At 69.4% G+C, this 17,793-nt stretch carries 16 protein-coding genes and 1 tRNA gene; 12 read left to right on the top strand and 5 right to left on the bottom strand.

What is annotated here, in order from left to right:
• The first annotated feature begins 40 nt into the window (after positions 1-40).
• From moaC to HNR07_RS20345, 9 genes are all read left to right on the top strand, one after another.
• Positions 41-544: a cyclic pyranopterin monophosphate synthase MoaC gene (moaC, locus tag HNR07_RS20385; RefSeq protein WP_184366361.1), complete on the top strand. Its 504-nt coding sequence runs from the start codon at positions 41-43 to the stop codon at positions 542-544.
• 61 nt (positions 545-605) lie between these two features.
• Entirely contained in the window at positions 606-1,103 is a 498-nt protein-coding gene (locus tag HNR07_RS20380) for a MogA/MoaB family molybdenum cofactor biosynthesis protein (RefSeq protein WP_184372392.1), read from the top strand.
• 252 nt (positions 1,104-1,355) lie between these two features.
• Positions 1,356-2,075 carry a GNAT family N-acetyltransferase gene (locus HNR07_RS20375; RefSeq protein ID WP_184366360.1) on the top strand — a complete coding sequence of 240 codons (720 nt, stop codon included), beginning with the start codon at positions 1,356-1,358 and terminating at the stop codon, positions 2,073-2,075.
• A 404-nt stretch (positions 2,076-2,479) separates the two neighbouring features.
• On the top strand, positions 2,480-3,157 hold the full coding sequence (gene sepX, locus HNR07_RS20370) for a divisome protein SepX/GlpR (protein ID WP_184366359.1): 678 nt from the start codon (positions 2,480-2,482) through the stop codon (positions 3,155-3,157).
• Positions 3,158-3,215: 58 nt separating this feature from the next.
• Positions 3,216-3,289: transfer RNA gene (locus HNR07_RS20365), tRNA-Ala, on the top strand.
• Between the two features lie 369 nt (positions 3,290-3,658).
• Positions 3,659-4,276 carry a TetR/AcrR family transcriptional regulator gene (locus HNR07_RS20360; RefSeq protein ID WP_184366358.1) on the top strand — a complete coding sequence of 206 codons (618 nt, stop codon included), beginning with the start codon at positions 3,659-3,661 and terminating at the stop codon, positions 4,274-4,276.
• A gap of 3 nt (positions 4,277-4,279) precedes the next feature.
• Positions 4,280-4,693, top strand: a complete 414-nt coding sequence (locus HNR07_RS20355) for a hypothetical protein (protein WP_184366357.1) — start codon at positions 4,280-4,282, stop codon at positions 4,691-4,693.
• A gap of 125 nt (positions 4,694-4,818) precedes the next feature.
• The gene (locus HNR07_RS20350) at positions 4,819-6,309 is read left to right on the top strand and encodes an MFS transporter (RefSeq protein ID WP_221318885.1); all 1,491 of its coding nucleotides are present in this window, start codon (positions 4,819-4,821) and stop codon (positions 6,307-6,309) included.
• An 831-nt stretch (positions 6,310-7,140) separates the two neighbouring features.
• On the top strand, positions 7,141-7,704 hold the full coding sequence (locus HNR07_RS20345; RefSeq protein WP_312893916.1) for a hypothetical protein: 564 nt from the start codon (positions 7,141-7,143) through the stop codon (positions 7,702-7,704).
• A 50-nt stretch (positions 7,705-7,754) separates the two neighbouring features.
• Here HNR07_RS20345 and HNR07_RS20340 read toward each other — a convergent pair whose 3' ends face one another.
• The 3 genes from HNR07_RS20340 to HNR07_RS20330 all read right to left on the bottom strand — a co-directional run bounded on the left by HNR07_RS20340 (position 7,755) and on the right by HNR07_RS20330 (position 10,526).
• Positions 7,755-8,066 carry a sec-independent translocase gene (locus tag HNR07_RS20340; protein WP_184366356.1) on the bottom strand — a complete coding sequence of 104 codons (312 nt, stop codon included), beginning with the start codon at positions 8,064-8,066 and terminating at the stop codon, positions 7,755-7,757.
• A 242-nt stretch (positions 8,067-8,308) separates the two neighbouring features.
• The gene (locus tag HNR07_RS20335; RefSeq protein ID WP_017543917.1) at positions 8,309-8,512 is read right to left on the bottom strand and encodes a cold-shock protein; all 204 of its coding nucleotides are present in this window, start codon (positions 8,510-8,512) and stop codon (positions 8,309-8,311) included.
• A 373-nt stretch (positions 8,513-8,885) separates the two neighbouring features.
• Positions 8,886-10,526 carry a dolichyl-phosphate-mannose--protein mannosyltransferase gene (locus HNR07_RS20330; RefSeq protein ID WP_184366355.1) on the bottom strand — a complete coding sequence of 547 codons (1,641 nt, stop codon included), beginning with the start codon at positions 10,524-10,526 and terminating at the stop codon, positions 8,886-8,888.
• Between the two features lie 110 nt (positions 10,527-10,636).
• Between HNR07_RS20330 and rsmI the strand changes: the two genes are divergently transcribed.
• Positions 10,637-11,518: a 16S rRNA (cytidine(1402)-2'-O)-methyltransferase gene (rsmI, locus tag HNR07_RS20325; protein WP_184366354.1), complete on the top strand. Its 882-nt coding sequence runs from the start codon at positions 10,637-10,639 to the stop codon at positions 11,516-11,518.
• Between the two features lie 144 nt (positions 11,519-11,662).
• Complete coding sequence (locus HNR07_RS20320) at positions 11,663-12,277, top strand: AIM24 family protein (RefSeq protein WP_184366353.1); 615 nt, start codon at positions 11,663-11,665, stop codon at positions 12,275-12,277.
• Between the two features lie 90 nt (positions 12,278-12,367).
• On the opposite strand, the gene secD is transcribed toward HNR07_RS20320, so the two are convergent.
• Positions 12,368-15,004, bottom strand: coding sequence for a protein translocase subunit SecD (gene secD, locus HNR07_RS20315; RefSeq protein ID WP_184366352.1), 2,637 nt, complete (start codon positions 15,002-15,004; stop codon positions 12,368-12,370).
• Between the two features lie 121 nt (positions 15,005-15,125).
• Positions 15,126-15,569 (bottom strand): hypothetical protein, encoded by a 444-nt coding sequence (locus tag HNR07_RS20310; protein ID WP_376769978.1) that lies wholly within the window; start codon positions 15,567-15,569, stop codon positions 15,126-15,128.
• 287 nt (positions 15,570-15,856) lie between these two features.
• Here HNR07_RS20310 and metG point away from each other — a divergent pair, with 287 nt between their 5' ends.
• Positions 15,857-17,674, top strand: a complete 1,818-nt coding sequence (gene metG, locus HNR07_RS20305; protein WP_184366351.1) for a methionine--tRNA ligase — start codon at positions 15,857-15,859, stop codon at positions 17,672-17,674.
• Positions 17,675-17,793 lie beyond the last annotated feature (119 nt).

Genomic DNA, 17,793 nt, shown 5'->3' with positions numbered 1-17,793 from the left:
CAAGACGAGCCCCGACAAGACGATGAGTGGCAGCACGAAGATGACCGACACCCCACGGCCGGAGTCCCATCCCTCCGGTCTCACGCACCTCGACGAGTCCGGCGCCGCGCGCATGGTGGACGTCTCGGGCAAGACCGTCAGCGCCCGCACCGCCACGGCCACGGGCCGGGTCCTGCTCTCCCCGGTGACCGTCGCCGCCCTGCGCGAGGGCGAGGTCCCCAAGGGCGACGCCCTCGCCGTCGCCCGGATCGCCGGGATCCAGGGGGCCAAGCGCACCCCGGACCTCGTGCCGCTGTGCCACCCGATCGCCGTGCACGGGGTGGACGTGGACCTGACCGTCGTGGACGACGGCGTGGACATCAGCGCCACGGTGCGCACCGCGGACCGCACCGGGGTCGAGATGGAGGCGCTCACCTGCGTCATGACGGCGGCTCTCGGGCTGGTCGACATGGTCAAGGCGCTGGACCCCGAGGCCGAGGTCACCCGGGTGCGGGTGGAGGAGAAGACCGGCGGCAAGAAGGGCCACTGGAGGCGCGGTGAGTGAGCCCGCGGGCGGGCCCGGCCCCAAGGGCGCGGATTCGGGTGGGCCGGGGCCGGGTGCTTCGGTGCGCCGGGTCGCGGTGGTGACCGCCTCCAACCGGGCTGCCGCCGGGGTCTACCCGGACCGCTCCGGTCCGGTGGTCGTCGAGCGGCTCCGGACCATGGGCTTCGCCGTCCTCGGCCCCTGGGTGGTGCCGGACGGCGAGCCGGTGGCCGAGGCCATCGAACGGGCCCTGGCCGAGCGGGTGGACGCGGTGCTGACCACAGGGGGCACCGGGCTCACCCCGCAGGACCTCACCCCCGAGGCGACGCGCCCGCTGCTCATCCGGGAGATCCCCGGGATCCCGGAGGCGCTGCGTGCGGCGGGCCGGGACAAGGGCGTGCCCACGGCGATCCTCTCCCGAGGGCTGGCCGGGATCGCCGAACGTTTCGGACACCGCGCGCTGGTGGTCAACCTGCCCGGTTCCAGAGGCGGCGTGCGTGACGGGATGGCCGTGCTGGAGCCGGTTCTGAGCCACGCGATCGACCAGCTCCGAGGTGGGGACCACCCTCGACCCGAATGACACCGAAGAATGACCGGAATCACATCCCGGGCATTCCGGAGACAGAGAATTCCTTGACCTTGTGTCGGTTTTCGGTGCAGGAGTGAATGGAGTTTGGAATCATCCGATTCTCGTGTGGTGGGGGTGACGCCCGCCACCTCACGCCTGCGGAGTGGAATACTGGGACACGTCACCGACAACGGGCGCACCGCGCGCCCGAAGGCCGGTGCCGCGACCGCGCTGGGCGGTCCCGAGGGCCTGGGAAGGACGGACGTGAATCGCAGGCAGAGGTGGCCCGTCACCCTTCAGGAGGGGCCGATCGCGCTTCGCCCTCTGCGCCTTCGCGACGCCCCCGTGCTGCGGGACACCCGGGCCCGCAACGCCGAGTGGCTGCGGCCCTGGGAGCCCACGTATCCGGAGATGCCGCTGCGCACCACCGGGCTCACGCCCTACGTCGCGATGATCCAGGCGATCCGCCGGGAGGCCCGTCAGGGGCTGTCGATGCCGTGGTCGATCACCTACGAGGGCCGCTTCGTCGGCCAGCTCACCGTCGGCGCCATCGTGTGGGGTTCGGCCAGGTCCGCGCAGGTCGGGTACTGGGTCGACAGCGCCTACGCGGGGCGCGGGATCACCCCGACCGCGGTCGCCCTGGCGGTCGACCACTCCTTCTTCACCGTGGGGCTCCACCGGATCGAGGCCAACGTCCGCCCCGAGAACCGCGCCAGCAGACGCGTGGTCACCAAGCTCGGATTCCGGGACGAGGGGGTGCGCAGACGCCAGCTCCACATCGACGGGGCCTGGCGGGACCACATCTGTTACGCGCTCACGGCGGAGGAGGTCCCCCGGGGCGTGCTGCGCCGCTGGTACGACGGAGCGTCTTCCGGGCCGTCCGAGGAGGGTGGTTCCGGCCCTGGTTCCGGTTTGGGGCCACAGGGCCCGAACGGTGGCGGTGATCCGCGCGATCCGGCGAGTCCGCACCCGGGATCGAACTGAACATGGCAGCATCACGGATGCGTTCGGAGCTTAAACATCGATTTAAGCACAATGATTCATTACTTTGCGTTGAATTGGCACTGCTCTCCGCAGTCAGTGTCTGACCTGGTTTTTCGTGCGGGAGGGTGTGACGACCGAAACTGAGGGTCCACAATCTTGCGACACTCCGGTCGGAATGTGGCGCATTTATGGACACGGGGTCGTACCGTGCGGAACATAGACGCATTGACGATGCGGGCAACGCGTGGATTTGGCGCACGGGAATCGACCCGGGTCCTACGGGGGCCAGGAACGATGTCCAGCCGGAGGACGTCTCTACTTCCGGGAGTACGTCCAGCCACACGCGGGGCGGTGTCGACGAAGTGTCGACCAACGTTCAGTGGCCGTCATCGTGAGGAGGGGTGATGAGCAGCTCTCCTCTTTACCTGGCCATCGTGGTGGTCTGGCTCATCGTCCTCGTTCCGATGCTGCTGCGGAAGGACTCCGTGGACACCGTCCACGAGGACGTCCGCCGTGAGGACGAGGAGGCGGAGGCTCCCGAGGCCGACGAGGCCGACGTGGAGTCCGAGCTCGGCGCGGAGGGCCTCTCAGACGACTCGGACGACCCGGATCTCACTGAGACCCAGGTGATCACCCGTTCCGCCGTCAGCGGCGAACACGCGGCCGAGGAGGAGGCTCCGACGCGGAGCCTCCCCACCGCGGAACAGGGCCCTCGCCCGAGGCGCGAGCCCCGGTCCCGTGTCATCGCGCGCCGGCGCCGTCGCACCACCGTGCTCACCCTGCTGAACGTCGCCACCGTCGTGGCGGTCGCCTTCGGTCTGGGCCCATGGTGGGTGACCGCGCCACCGGTCCTGCTGCTGGCCGGGCACGTGGCCCTGCTCCGCGAGGCCGCCAAGGCCGACGCCGAGCTCCGCCAGGCCCAGGCCAGGGCGCGCCGACGGGCCGTCCTGCGGGCCCGCCGGGCCGAGGCGGAGGAGGCCCGCGAAGCCGAGCGGGAGGCCGAGGTCATCGCCTTCATCGAGCGCCGCAGCCAGGTCTACGACCAGTACGCGGACGCCCGTCTGAGGGCTGCCGGAGACTGACCGGGACGAGTCGGTTCGGACCACTCGAAGTTTCCTGCTAGTGTTTATCTCGTCTTCAGGGGCTATGGCGCAGTCCGGTAGCGCACCTCGTTCGCATCGAGGGGGTCTGGGGTTCAAATCCCCATAGCTCCACTTCACTCCGAGACGACTCTGCTCGGGGGCATTCGGCCCCCCCGGCAGGGTCGTTTCGTCGTTTCATCTGGGGGACGCCCCCAGAGCCCTCCCCGGAAGAGGCGAAGGGCCCGATCCACTGGATCGGGCCCTTCGCCGTTCCCTGAGTGCTCTGGTCCTCGTCGGACGGAGTGCTGCTGTTCCCTGTCGCGGGCGGTCGTCCGGACCGGAGCCCCGAGTGTCACCGGCGAAGCGTCTATCCCCTGCGGCGGGGGGACCGGTGTAGGGCCAAGCGTACCCGCGAAAGCTTCGGAACTCCTGTGGAACAAGGCGTCACTTGCATCCCCCTGAATCTATACATCGGAAACTTTCCGGCGTATAGTTGTCGGTATGGCAGACGGATACCACCACGGGAACCTGCGGGCCGCCGTTCTGGCGCGGGCCGCGGAGGTCATCGAACGGGAAGGCCCCTACTCCTTCAGTCTGCGCTCGCTCGCGGCTGACCTCGGAGTGAGCCACACTGCTCCGAGGTACCACTTCGGGAGTCGGGAGGGCGTGCTGAACGCGCTCGCCACCGAGGGTTACACCGAACTGGCCGCCCGGCTGCGGGCCAACCGGGAGGCGGACGGCGGGTTCCTGGAGTCCGGGGTCGAGTACGTGCGCTTCGCCACGGAGTTCCCGGCCCACTTCCAGGTGATGTTCGCGCCGACCCTGCTCGACGAGAACGATCCCGAGCTCTTCGCGGCCCGGACCGCGGCCTTCGGTGAGCTCAGCTCCGGAGTGGAGTCCCTGGCCCAGGAGGGGCGCCCGGTGGAGGACGCGGCCGCCGGTTTGGTGGCCGGGTGGGGGATCGTGCACGGCATCGCCACCCTGGCGCTCACCGGGAACCTGGACAGCTCCGGGGTCAGGGCCCTGCTCGGGGACGCCGATCTGCTTACCATCACCCGACGCAGCGCCGGGCTTCTGTTCGGTGGCTCGGGGTCCCCTTCCGAACCAGCACAGGAGTAGGCCATGTCAGCGGCAGCACTCATCTCGTCCGGGGTCATCCTGCTCACCGTGGTCGGTATCGCCTACGGGGGGACCTTCCTGCTCCGAGTGGTCAACGGCGCCTTCCCGGCCAACGAGCTGCAGCGCTCCTACTTCCGCGCCGGGCACGCGCACGCCGGTGTCCTGGTGGTCCTCGGCTTGGTGGTGCGCCTGCTGCTCGATCAGCCGACGGTGCCGGACTGGGGGCGCTCGCTGGGCGACCTGGTGCTCGTCGCGGCCATCCTGATGCCCGCCGGGTTCTTCCTGTCCGTGGTCGGCCGCGACCCCCGGGCCCCGAACCGCCTGAAGGTCCTCATCTACCTGGGCGCGGCGAGCCTGGTCGTCGGTCTGGTCGCCGCCGGGGTCGCGCTCATCGTGGGCGGGGTGGCCCTCAGCTGACGCTCCGGACGCCCCCGTCGTCACTGGCCTGCGGTGATGGCGTGGGTGCTCTGCGGGCTTGACCTCAATATTGGTTGAGGTGTTCCTCTTGGGTGCGTTCCTTCTCCGAAGAAGAAAGAGAGCGCATGGAGACCCCACCCTCGAGAACTCCCGGGAACGCCTCCGCCGTGGCGCCTGCCCGGCCCTCGCCGCTGACCCTGCCGGTGGTCCTCGCCGGGGTCGTGCTCGTGGCGATGTCGATCTCGGGCACCGCCGTGGCACTGCCCGACATCGGCGCCGACCTCGACGCCTCGGGTTCACCCCTGCACTGGGTGGTGGCCGGCTACAACCTCGCCTTCGCGGCCATGACGCTCGTGGCCGGAGCGACCGCGGACCGGCTCGGCCGCCGCCTGGTGTTCATCGCGTCCACGACGCTCTTCGCCGCCGGGTTCGCCGCCTCGGCGCTCAGCACCTCGATCCTCGCCCTGGACGTCGCACGGCTCGTCTCCGGCGCGGGCGGAGCGGGTGTCATGGCCGCGGGGGGAGCGATCCTGGCCGCCGAGTACGCGGGCCCGGCCCGCATCAGGGCGTTCGCCCTCATGGGCACCACGGCCGGGGTCGGCATCGCGATCGGCCCCACTCTGTCCGGTCTGCTGATCGCGGCCTCGGGGTGGCGCGGCGGGTTCGCGCTCTACGCCGTCGTCAGCGTTCTGATCGCGGTGGGCGCCCTCCGGGTACGCGAGTCCCGAGCGGCGGACGCCGGGCGGACCGACTGGTGGGGGAGCCTGCTGTTCGTGGCCGCGCTCTGCCTGCTGATGTTCGCCGTCCTGGAGGGGCCCGCCTTCGGCTGGACCCACCCGTCGATCCTCGTCGCGCTGCTGGGCGGGGCCCTGGCCCTGGCCGCCTTCGGCAGGGTCCAGCGCCGCAGCCCCTCCCCGGTCCTGGCGCCCGCGCTCGTGGCCAACCCCGCGTTCCTGGGCTGGAGCCTGGCGACGCTGACGACCTCGGTCGGCTTCCTGGGCGTCCTGGTCTTCCTACCGTCCTACCTCCAGACCGCCAGCGGGCTCTCCCCGGCCGTGGCGGGGGTGGCGATGCTGCTGCTCACGGCTCCGGTCCTGGTCGCGCCGATGGGCACGGCGGCACTGGTCAACCGCGGGGTTCCGGCGGCCCCGCTGATCATCGCCGCCCTCGCGCTGGTCACCGGGGGCAACCTCGGACTGGTGTTCCTCGCGCCGGAGAACACGATCGTGGTCACCGCGCTCCCCCTGCTGGTCATCGGGGCCGGCATGGGGATGTCGTTCGGCATCGCCGACGGGCAGGCCATGGCCGTGGTGCCGGCCGATGCCGTCGGTGCGGCCGCGGGTTTCCTCAACACCCTCCGAGGGGCCGCGGAGGCCCTCGTCATCGCGGCGTTCAGTGCGGCGCTCATCGGGTTCCTGGGGCTGCGGCTGGGCGATACCGAACACGCGGGCCGGGTCGCCTCCGGGCACCTCTCGCCGGAGGGCGCCGTGCGTGAAGTCGAGGCCCTGACCTGGTCATGGCACATGACCCAGGTCGGTGTCGCGTTGTTCTGCCTGGTGCTGTCCGTTGTGGTCGGTTGCCTGATCCTGCGGGGACGTGAGAAGAGTGCGCCCTGAAAGGTGCTGAAGAATACGTCCTTTAATGGGTGTCCGAAACTGGCTTCTCTGGGGGGTGCTGGGACGAACTTCCCGGAGGTTTCGGGTTTCTTGGTGAACACACAGAGTCACTGTACTTCTTGTGATGATACGCCGGAGAAGAGTAGTTCTGTGATGGTTTCTCCTGACTTGTCCGTGCGGGGAGGCTCCCTCTCACGTCGAAGCATGCCTCGGGGCGCCTCCGCGTCAGGGGTTTGAGCTGTTTTGCCAGCGCTCAAGCCACAATAGCGATATGATCACTCTCTGTTATGTCGGAGTTCTGGGATTTTGCTCCATGCCGGTCTTGTTTTTGCAGGTCATCGGGGATGGTGTGTTTGGTGTGGAGTAATGGAAACTCGCCTGAACTGCGACGACAGTGTCCTTGGTGAACTTTCTCGGGCTCCCGGTGCAACCTTTGGTCGAAGGGCGGCCACGGGATGACGAATATTCGACGATGGGTCTTGTGAAGCCTGTCGGGATAGGACATCTTGGTTGCGGGATGGGCCGGAGACATCGAAAGAAAGGTGGATGCCATGACCACGCACGCGAAGGCCACGCGCAAGAACAACGGCTGGAGCTGGTGGTAGCCAGCGCGCGCTGACCGTTCTTCCGAGAACTCAGGCGACCAGGAGGGCCCGTTCGACTTCGTCGGCGGGCCCTTTCCTCACGCCCGGACGGGGTGCGGCCGAGTCGGAGGGCGCCTCGGGGATTTGACCGATGACCCCACCGGGTAGGAGCCCGTTACGACAGCGGGCCCGCTGCGACAACAGCACAGCCCAGGTCCGGACCGACCGTGAAGGGGCGGCAGCAGCCGTGTCCGACTCCCCTCAGTACCCAGGCGGCTACGAGTACCCGGAGGAGCCCGAGCCGGAGGGCGGGTACGGCCGCCCGCCGATGCCGCGACCGGCGCCCGAACCGGCCCCCGAACCCGGGCCAGGGCAGGGGAGGCCGCCGGGCCGGGCAGGACCGGCACCGCGGGGCGAGCACCCCGTGGCGGCCGAACGGTTCCGGCGCACGACCAGGGCCAGGAGCAAGTCCATCCCGGCCGAGCGGAGCAGGGGCTTCTGGCGCCTGGGCACGGGGACCGTCTTCTACGTCATGATCGTCGGCGGGATGGCCGACTACGTCGAGCCCGCCGTCCGGGTCGGTGCCCACCTGGTGTTCTGGGTGCTGATCGGGCTGGCGTTCCTGATCGCCGCGGCGCGCGAACGCCGCCACGACTGGGCGCCCAGGCCCCGGTGGCCCTGGATGGCCGCGGCCCTGGGCGGCGCGGTGGCGGTGGAGGTGCTGTTCCTGGCCTTCGGCTCGCCCGCGATCATCATCGGGGCGGTGGTCCTGCTCGCCCTGGGCGCGTTCTTCCTGATGCTGGTGGGATGAGAACGTCACCGCAGGTCGGGTGCGGATGAGGGAAGCCGGGGGAAGAGGGATCAGGTGGCCTCGTCGTCGAAGGGCGGGCGCTTCCCGTTCAGCCGGGAGGCGGGCTTCTTCTCCGGCTCGTCCTCTTCTTCCCAGAAGTGCTTCTGGATGAAGCGCTTGGGGTTGAGGTCCTGGACGTCGAAGTCCTTGTACTCCGGGCCGAGCCCCTCCTTGATGTCGTTGGAGGCGGAGTTGGCCATGGTGCGGAGCTGGCGCAGGACCCGGCCGACCTGCTGGGCGGCCTTGGGGAGCTGGTCGGGGCCGAAGATCAACAGAGCGAGCAGGAGGAGGAGGACGAACTCTCCTCCGCTGATGCCGAACATGTTCCATCCTCGCTCTTGGGGTACCGACCGGCTTAGAGCAGGTTAACCGGTATCGCCGGGCTTGGGTAACCGTGTCCCACCCAGTGCCCGAAGCGCTGCCGAAGCGCCGCCTGAGCGTCGCTCCAGCGTCACCGAGCCGGGCTTGGAACGGCTCTGGGCCGGGCCTGAACCGCGGTCGGGTCCGGACGCGAACCAGCCCCCCGCTCGGCGAGCGGAGGGTTGGGGAAACGCACGTATGACGGTCAGACCGCGCGCACGTCCGCCGCCTGCGGGCCCTTGGGGCCCTGGATGATGTCGAACTCGACCTTCTGGTCCTCTTCCAGGTTCCGGAAGCCGGTACCCGCGATCGCCGAGTAGTGCACGAACACGTCGGGCTGACCACCCTCGACGGCGATGAACCCGAAACCCTTCTCAGAGTTGAACCACTTCACGGTGCCCTGAGCCATGTGCTCTCCCTTGGGGACTACGGCGGGACCGCACCCTGCTGGTCCCGGGTCGCCGGGCGCCGGACCGACGAAGGGTAATCCCGAATCGACAAGCGCCCACGTGAAGTTCCGCGAGGCGCCTCGGGCATCCATGGAAACAACAACAGCAACCAGTTGCAGACAGTACCAGGGGAGTGCCGATCTGCCGAGGCTTTTCCGGTCAGAATCCGAACTCTCCGAGTGTCCTGTTTCGGCTACTCGAAACTGTTGCTTTCCAGCCCTTCTGCCACTAATGGAGATGTGTTCCGGGGAACGGATTTCCCCCGTTCCCCGGAGAGGTTCCGGCACGGGCCCCGAGAGAGGTTCCAAGGGGCCCCGGGAGGGGCCGCGTAGGTCAGGACGACGCGTCCCGGCCGTAGATCCACACGTCGAACCAGAGCCGGTCCCGCCAGATCTCCTCCGGGAGCGGATAGGCCGACAGTACCGGGTAGAGGTAGGCGAAGTGGGCGATGATCAGCAGCACCACCACACCGAAGACCACCCCGCCCAGCGCTCGCAGATAAGGAGCGAAACGCGGGCTGTCCTCGCCGGCGCCCATCACCAGCCCCAGCATCAGCACGATGGCCAGCACGAGGAAGGGCAGGAGCGGCAGCGCGTAGAAGAGGAACATGGGGCGGTCAGGGTAGGCGAACCAGGGCAGCCAGCCCGCAGCGACCGCGAGCAGCACCGCGCCCGCCCGCCAGTCGCGGAAGGTGACCCACCAGCCGAACATCACGATCACGGCGATGATGCTGACCCACCAGATGATCGGGGTGCCGATCGACACCACCGAGGTCACACAGTTCCCGGTGTCACACCCGACGGCCTGTCCGTCGTAGTGGAACATCACCGGGGTGCGCATGATCAGCCATTCCCACGGGGCCGAGATATAGGAGTGCTCACTGGACAGATTGGAGTGGAAGTTCATCATCCGCGAGTGGTAGTCCGCCAGACTCCACAGCGCCTCCATCGGGGCGCTCATGAAGTTCGGCAGCCACGCGGGTGCCATACCGTCCGCGAAGTCCCGGTTGTAGCCGCCCCGGGTGAAGAGCCAGCCCGACCACGAGACCAGGTAGACGACCCCCGCCACCACCACGGTCTGCGCGAACGCCGGAACGGCGTCGAAGCCGAGCCAGCGGCCGAACGGTCGCTGCTGGCCGACGCTGCGCCGGGCGCCGTAGTCCCAGGCCACGGTGAGCAGCCCGAAGGCGGCGACGAAGAACAGGGCCGACCACTTGGTGCCGACCGCCAGGCCGAAGCACAGCCCCGCGGCCAGCCGCCACCACCGCATCCCCAACCAGCCGACGGTGGTGAGGTTGACCCCTGTCTCCCCGAGCCGGACCAGCCGTTCCCGCGTCTTGTCCCGGTCGATCACCAGGCAGGTGAACCCGGCCAGGATCCACAGGGTGAGGAAGATGTCCACCATGGCGATCCGGCTGAGCGTGAAGTGCAGGCCGTCCAACGCCAGGATGAGGCCGGCCGTGCAGCCGAGCAGGATCGAGCGGGTCATCCGGGTGGCGAGCCGGACCAGGATGAGAACGGAGATCATCCCGGCCAGCGCGGAGGCCACCCGCCAGCCCTCGGGGCTCACGGCCGTACCGAAGGGCATGATCGAGTACAGCCAGTCGCCGAGCGCGATCATCCACTTGCCGACCGGCGGGTGCACGATGAAGTCGCCCGCGCCGGTCCAGATGTTCGGGTCGCCCTGACTCAGCATCCGGTCCGAGTCGTCCAGCGAGTCGTGCTCGTACCCGAAGTTCCAGAGCGCGTAGGCGTCCGTGGCGTAGTAGGTCTCGTCGAAGTAGATGCGTTCGGGCTGGTCGAGGTTGAAGAACCTCAGCGCGCCGGCGAAGAGCGCGACGACGGCGGCACCCAACCACCCCAACCACCAGGGGCTGGGCGGGCGGGGCGCGAGGCGGGAACGGAGTGTCGGCGGCTGGGCCGCGGCCGGGGGGTTCGAGGGCGCTGCCTCGCTGTGAAGTGCGGTGGTGGTCATCTCGGCTCGTAGGTTGGGGTCAGAGATGGGGTCCGTTGCGGACGGGCCGCGAAACCGGGTTTCGGGTGGCGCGATAGTGCCAACCGTAGCGCGACAGGACGGGGATCACAGTGGTTGAGGTTGTGGATGGGACGCAGCGGGGCGGGAGGCTGGTCCTGGCCGGGTTGCCCATCGGGAACCAGGAGGACGCGCCGCCCCGGCTGCTGCACGCCCTGGAGGGCGCGCGCGTGATCGCCGCGGAGGACACCCGCCGGTTGAAGCAGTTCGCCTCGCGTTCGGGCATCCGGTTGGGCGGGGAGTCCGGGGCCCGGATTGTTTCTTACTACGACCAGAACGAGACCCGCCGGGGTGAGGAGCTCCTGAGCGACCTCAGGAGGGGCGAGGAGGTCCTGGTCGTCACCGACGCCGGGATGCCCGGGGTGTCCGATCCCGGCTACCGCCTGGCGGCGGCCTGCGCGAACGAGGGGATCCCCGTCACCGCGATCCCGGGGCCTTCGGCGGTGACCACCGCCCTGGTGGTGTCCGGACTGCCCACGGACCGATTCTGCTTCGAGGGCTTCCCGCCGCGCAAGGGCCTGAAGGGGTATCTGGACGAGCTCGCCGACGAGCGCCGCACGATGGTCTTCTTCGAGAGCCCGCACCGGATCGCCGCCACCCTGGAGGCGATGGCCGCCGCCTTCGGCGCGGACCGCCGGGCGGCGGTGTGCCGCGAGCTCACCAAGACCTACGAGGAGGTGCGCCGGGGCGGTCTGGGCGAGTTGGCCGCATGGGCCGCGGAGGGGGTGCGCGGTGAGATCTCGGTGGTCGTGGAAGGTGCCCGCCCCAGGGCGGAGCGCACCAGCGACGCCGACCTGGTGGCCGCGGTGGCCGAACTGGAGGAGGAGGGCGTGCGCCGCAAGGAGGCCATCGTCCGGATCGCCAAGGAGACCGGGGTGCCCAAACGCCGTGTCTACGACCTCGTGCACGGGGTCGTGGAGGCCGAAGCCGAGTAGTCGCCGTGGAGGCCGAGTGGGGATCTGCGACGGAACCTTTCGGCAGCCAGGGCGTCGAACCTGGTAACAACCCGCGACAGGAACGAGGATCTCCCCACGCGCAGCGAACTCTTCCAGCAGGCCCGGGAAACCCAGCAGCCGGGCATGCACCTGCAGAACCACAAGATGCTGAGAGTGGGCCTGAACGGCGAGTTCTTCGCCCGGCAGGGTTCCATGGTCGCCTACCAGGGGAACATCGATTTCTCCTACCAGGGCGCGGGCGGTGTGGGGAAGTTCTTCAAGAAGGCCTTCACGGGGGAGGGCCTGCCCCTGATGCGCGTGTCCGGGCAGGGGGACGTGTTCCTGGCCCGGGACGCCTGGGACGTGCACCTGGTCGACCTGGAGGGGGAGTCCATCACCGTCAGCGGAGAGAACGTGCTGGCCTTCGAGTCGGCCCTGGAGTGGGACATCCGCCGGGTGCAGGGCGCGGGGATGACCGCGGGAGGGGTGTTCAACACCGTTTTCACCGGGCGGGGGCGGCTGGCGATCGCCTGTCACGGAACCCCCGTCCTGCTCAACGTCGACCAGCCCACCTTCGTGGACACCGACGCCGCCGTCGCCTGGTCGAGCTCGCTGCAGACCGGTATCCGCCGGTCCTTCAAAGCGGGCGCCCTCATCGGGCGCGGTAGCGGTGAGGCCTTCCAGCTGTCCCTGGAGGGTCAGGGCTTCGTCCTCGTCCAGGCTTCGGAGGGCGCTCCGACACCGGTCCAGAGCGGCTGAACCGCAGGAGCTCCGCCGAGAGGGGAGGGCCCCGGTCCGCGTGGTGCGCGGACCGGGGCCCTCCCCGTCTCGCTCTGAGGGACGCGGTGTCTAGACCACGGCCCCGTCGTCGTTGTCGCGGGCGGCCTTGGCGGCCACCTTCTGCTTGGCCTTGCGCTCCTTGAGCACGTGCGGAGCGGGCGTCTTGTCCCACTTCTGCAGCCAGATCGCCAGCGGAACCGCGACGAACACCGTGGAGACCACACCGGTGGTCAGACCGACCAGCATCGCGATGGAGAAGTCCTGGAGCGATGAACCGCCGAAGAAGGTCAGGAAGCCCAGGATGATCAACGCCCCGACGGTCGTGTTGACCGTACGCGGCAGGGTGTTGACCACGGCCCGGTTGGCGATTTCCTTGAACGAGGACTTGTCGTCCCTCGCCCACTCGTCCCGGACCCTGTCGAATACCACCACCGTGTCGTTGACCGTGAAGCCGATGACGCTCAGGATCGCGGCGAGGAAGACACCGTCGATGGGCTTGCCCAGCCAGATGAACAGGCCGATGACCAGCACCATGTTGAAGGCCAGCGACAGCATCGTGGATACACCGAAGGACCAGCGGAAACGCCAGGCCAGGTAGACCATCTGCAGGGCCAGTGCCGCGCCGAGGGCGATCAGGGCCTTGTTGCGCAGCTCGTCACCCATGCTCGGGCCGATCAGCTCGTCGCTGACCAGCTCCACACCGCCGGTCGCTTCGTCCAGGGCGTTGGCCACGGCCGAGGCCTCCGGATCGGAGATGTTGCCGGTACGCACGGAGATGTCGCCGTCACCGGCCTCCTGCACCACCGCCGTGTCCGAGCCCGCGAAGTCCAGGCCGGAGATGACCGAGCGAGCCTCGTCCACCGAGATGGGCTCGTCGCCGGTGATCTCGTACTCCAGGACCCGTCCGCCGGTGAACTCCACGCCCAGGTTGGTGTCCCGGACGAACGGGGCGGCGATGGCGGTGAGCACCACCAGCGCGGCGACGGCGAGGCCGACGCGGCGGTAGTCCATGAGCTGCGGGTTCTTCTTCACCAGCCAGGCGCGGACCCGGCCGATCTTGCCGATACCCGTGATGGCGGGGTGCTTCTTGATGACCGCGCGGCGCACGGCCCACTCGACCAGCACGCGCGCGATGATCAGCGCGGAGATCATCGAGGCGACGGTACCGATGCTCAGCGTGACGCCGAAGCCCTGCACGGTGCCGGAGGCGAAGAAGAACAGCAGACCGGCGGCGATGAACGTGGTGACGTTGGTGTCGAGGACCGCGCTCCAGGCCTTCTGCGTTCCCTGGACGAAGCCCTTCTCCAGGCTCGGCGGAATCGCACGGCGGCGACGGCGGGCCAGCGCGCCCGTCTCGGACCTGGCGGCCTCGGCGTCGGTGGCGTCCTGCATCCCGGCGGACTTGTTCGCCTCGTACGTCTTCTGTTGTCGCTGATACTCCTCACGCGCGCGTTCGAAGATCAGCACGTTCGCGTCGATGGCCATACCGATCGCCAACACGAAACCGGCCAGACCCGGCAAGGTGAGTGTGGCCCCCAGAGCGACCAGCGCACCGTAGGCGATCAGGGTGTAGAAGGCCAGCGCGATCGAGGCCAGGAAGCCCACGAGCCGGTACACCAGCGTGATGTACAGGGCGGTGAAGGCGATACCCAGGACCGCGGCGATGGCGCTGGCCTGGATGGCGGCGGCACCCAGGGTCGGGCCGACCGTCTGGCGCTGCACCTCGGTGACCGGCAGCGGCAGCGAGCCGCCCTCGATCAGGACGGCGAGCTCGTTGGCGCTCTCGCTGGTGAAGTTCGCGCCGCTGATGGTGGTCTGGCCGCCGGCCATACCGGACTCGCAGCCGGTCTCCTCGGTCACCTGCGGGGAGGAGATGATCTGGCCGTCCAGAACGATCGCCACACGGCGCTTGGGGTCACCGATCGGGTTGCAGGCGGCCTCGCCGGTCAGCTGGCGCCACTGCTCGCGGCCCTCGCCTCGGAAGCTGACGTTGACGACCCAGGAGGCGCGGTTGACGCTGTCGAGCGCGGCGTCGGCGCTGGAGACGCGGTCGCCCTGGATGGCGGCCTCGCCCAGCTGGAGCATCTGGCCCTCGTCGTCGGGCAGCGTCATCGCGACGTCGGCGGGGTTCTCCGCCGGGGCTCCGCCGGGTGCCTGGGGCATCCCCTGGTCGCCGTCCATGCCTTCGAGGAGCGCCTCCATGTCCAGCTCGTCCGGGGAGAGCTGGCCCTCGCCCTCGGCGGGGGCGCCGTCCTCACCGTCGGCGGGAGCACGGGCCTCGTCCGCGGGCGGGTTGGCGAAGTCGGGGGCCTGCACGCCCTGGCCGCCCGGGTCGCCGACACCGAGCACGGGGTGGAAGGACAGCTGGGCGGTCTGGCCGACGATCTGCGCGGCCTCCGCCGGGTCCTGCACGCCCGGGAGCTCGACGATGATCCGGTTCTCACCGGAACGCGACATGGTCGCCTCGGCCACACCGAGGCGGTCGATGCGCTGGCGCAGCACCTCGACGACCTTGTCGGTGTTCTCCGAGTTGGCCTCGGTGCCGTCGGTGCCGTCCTGGGTCTCCAGGACGATCTGCGTGCCGCCGCTGAGGTCGAGCCCCAGCCGCGGTGGGATGAACCACGCCGCGCCGAACGCGACGAGAATGACGAGAAGGGAGATGAGCGCGCGTGTCCAGCGCGCCCCGGCTCCCGTTTGACTGGACAAGGGGTGAACCTCTCACTGCGGATGGTGGGTACCGGTCGCGTGCCCGGATGCTCAGGGCAGGGGGGTGCGTGATGCCGGTCCCGGCACCTTCGGGGTGCGGGGAGGCGGCCTACCGGGGTGGTCAGACGATGGTGTGCGCGGTGAGAGGTGGTGCCCGGGTGGGCGGCAGCCCCTCCGCGTCGGCCCGTTCGGGAACGGGGTCGTGGTGCGGGAGGTGCAGCGGCCACCAGGGTTGGTCCCACACCGCCAGGCGCAGCGCGCACGTGGGAACGGCGTCGGGCAGGTCCCGCAGCACCGAGCGCTGGTCGCAGGTGGAGGCGGGCGGCCCGAGGGCGACCGTCTGGGATCCGAGGTAGGGGCGCGCTTCCTCCGTCGCCTCGTGGGCTGCGGTGTCGCGGCCGTCGTCGGAGCTGTTCGCGGCGGCGCCGTCGTGGGCGGCCGACCCGCTGTGCGCGGACGCGTCAGCGGGGACGGTGACGCCGCCGTGCGAGGGCAGGGCCACGGTGTCCCTCTCCCCGGAGAGGCCGGCGGCCACCGGGAAGGACAGGATGACCAGCAGGACCACGCTGGTGATCAGCGAGCTGGTCCGCAGGGCAGGGCGGGGTACGGCACGGGTAACCGTGGTGACCACCGCCTCAGGGCCGGGTAGAAGGGTCCTGCTGACTCCGGCCGGTGCCCCGGTGACACACGGCCTCATGTTGCAGAGCATACGGGTACGCACCGGTCCGGGGGAATCGCGCGGTCGTCCCTGTGGACAACCCGGAGAACGGGCGATTCCGCGGACCGACCCGCGGGCCGGTCCACGCAGCCCTTTGGTGCTCGGACACCCCGGGCCACCTTTAGTCTTGAGTCATGTCGTCGAATCGCCACATCCTGACCGCGGTCGCCTGGCCCTACACCAACGGCCCGCGCCACATCGGCCACGTCTCCGGTTTCGGAGTCCCCTCGGACGTCTTCTCGCGTTTCCAGCGAATGTCGGGGAACAACGTGCTGATGGTCAGCGGCACCGACGAACACGGCACCCCGATCCAGGTGCTGGCCGACCAGGAGGGCGTCACCGCCCGGGAGCTGGCCGACCGCTACAACCGGATCATCGCCGAGGACCTGGTCGCGCTCGGTCTTTCCTACGACCTGTTCACCCGCACCACGACCGGCAACCACTACTCCGTCGTCCAGCAGCTGTTCACCACGCTCTACGACAACGGCTACGTCTTCACGCGCACCACCCAGGGCGCGCGGTCCCCGTCCACCGGCCGTACGCTGCCCGACCGCTACATCGAGGGCACCTGCCCGATCTGCGGTTTCGACGGCGCGCGCGGCGACCAGTGCGACAACTGCGGTAACCAGCTCGACCCCATCGACCTGATCTCGCCCCGCTCCCGGATCAACGGCGAGACCCCGGAGTTCGTGGACACCGAGCACTTCATGCTCGACCTGCCCGCCTTCGCCGAGGTCCTCACCGAGTGGCTCAAGGGCAAGGAGGGGGAGTGGCGGCCCAACGTCCTCAAGTTCTCGCTGAACCTGGTGGAGGACCTCCAGCCGCGCGCCGTCACCCGTGACCTCAACTGGGGCGTGCCCATCCCGCTGGAGGGGTGGAGCGACAACGAAGCCAAGCGCGTCTACGTGTGGTTCGACGCGGTGATCGGCTACCTGTCCGCGTCCATCGAGTGGGCCAAGCGCGTCGGCGAACCCGAGGCCTGGCGCCGCTGGTGGCAGGGGGACGCGACCGAGTCCTTCTACTTCATGGGCAAGGACAACATCGTCTTCCACTCGGTCATCTGGCCCTCGATCCTGCTCGGGGCGAGCGGCAAGGGCAACGGGGGCGGCGAGGCCGGTCCGCTGGGCGAGCTGAACGTGCCCACCGAGGTGGTCTCCAGCGAGTTCCTCACCATGGAGGGACAGAAGTTCTCCTCCTCGCGCCGCGTGGTGATCTACGTGCGCGACTTCCTGGAGCGCTACTCCGCGGACGCGCTGCGCTACTACATCATGGCGGCGGGCCCGGAGAACCAGGACACCGACTTCACCTGGGCCGAGTTCGTCCGGCGCAACAACGACGAGCTGGTGGCGGCCTGGGGCAACCTGGTCAACCGCTCCATCTCCATGGCGGCCAAGAACCTCGGCGAGATCCCCGCCGCGGGCGAGTTGACCGACGAGGACCGCAAGGTCATGGACGCCTCCCGGGAGGCCTTCGCCACGGTCGGCGCCCGCCTGGAGAAGTCGCAGTTCAAGGCGGGCCTCCAGGAAGCCATGCGCACCGTCGCCGAGGCCAACAAGTACATCTCCGACCAGGCTCCGTGGGCGCTCAAGAAGACCGACCCGGAGCGCATGGCGACCGTCCTGCACGTGTCCCTGCAGCTGGTCAGCGACGCCAACACCCTGCTGACGCCGTTCCTGCCGGAGTCGGCCAACAAGGTGTACGCGATGCTCGGCGGCACCGGGACCTGGACCGGTATGCCCCGCATCGAGTCCGGCCACGACACCATCGGCGGCTCCGAGGAGAAGGTGGACTACCCGGTCATCACCGGTGACTACGCCGACAACCACGCCCGCTGGGAGTCGGTCCCGATCGTCCCGGGCACCCCGCTGAGCCGCCCGACCCCGCTCTTCACCAAGCTCGACCCGTCCGTGGTCGATGAGGAACTGGCCCGTCTGGCCGGCGAGAGCGAGTAGAGCAGCACCAAGGTCGAAGCGGGTCCCGGGAGACTCCTCCCGGGCCCGCCTCTGTTCCGGGCGCCCCGCCCGGCGGATCGGTTGCCCGACCGATCCGGGACGCCGTGCCGCCTAGAATC

The organism is Nocardiopsis metallicus (assembly GCF_014201115.1).
Classification (GTDB): Bacteria; Actinomycetota; Actinomycetes; order Streptosporangiales; family Streptosporangiaceae; genus Nocardiopsis; species Nocardiopsis metallicus.
The sequence above is the reverse complement of the archived record's forward strand: the minus strand, read 5'-3'. Positions and strand labels throughout refer to the sequence as shown.

Excerpts from the sequence above, each read along its gene's own strand:
- moaC (WP_184366361.1), top strand. The coding sequence starts at position 41 with ATGACCGACACCCCACGGCCGGAGTCCCATCCCTCCGGTCTCACGCAC.
- sepX (WP_184366359.1), top strand. The coding sequence starts at position 2,480 with ATGAGCAGCTCTCCTCTTTACCTGGCCATCGTGGTGGTCTGGCTCATC.
- HNR07_RS20360 (WP_184366358.1), top strand. The coding sequence starts at position 3,659 with ATGGCAGACGGATACCACCACGGGAACCTGCGGGCCGCCGTTCTGGCG.
- HNR07_RS20355 (WP_184366357.1), top strand. The coding sequence starts at position 4,280 with ATGTCAGCGGCAGCACTCATCTCGTCCGGGGTCATCCTGCTCACCGTG.
- HNR07_RS20350 (WP_221318885.1), top strand. The coding sequence starts at position 4,819 with ATGGAGACCCCACCCTCGAGAACTCCCGGGAACGCCTCCGCCGTGGCG.
- HNR07_RS20340 (WP_184366356.1), bottom strand. The coding sequence starts at position 8,066 with ATGTTCGGCATCAGCGGAGGAGAGTTCGTCCTCCTCCTCCTGCTCGCT.
- HNR07_RS20335 (WP_017543917.1), bottom strand. The coding sequence starts at position 8,512 with ATGGCTCAGGGCACCGTGAAGTGGTTCAACTCTGAGAAGGGTTTCGGG.
- HNR07_RS20330 (WP_184366355.1), bottom strand. The coding sequence starts at position 10,526 with ATGACCACCACCGCACTTCACAGCGAGGCAGCGCCCTCGAACCCCCCG.
- HNR07_RS20320 (WP_184366353.1), top strand. The coding sequence starts at position 11,663 with ATGCACCTGCAGAACCACAAGATGCTGAGAGTGGGCCTGAACGGCGAG.
- metG (WP_184366351.1), top strand. The coding sequence starts at position 15,857 with ATGTCGTCGAATCGCCACATCCTGACCGCGGTCGCCTGGCCCTACACC.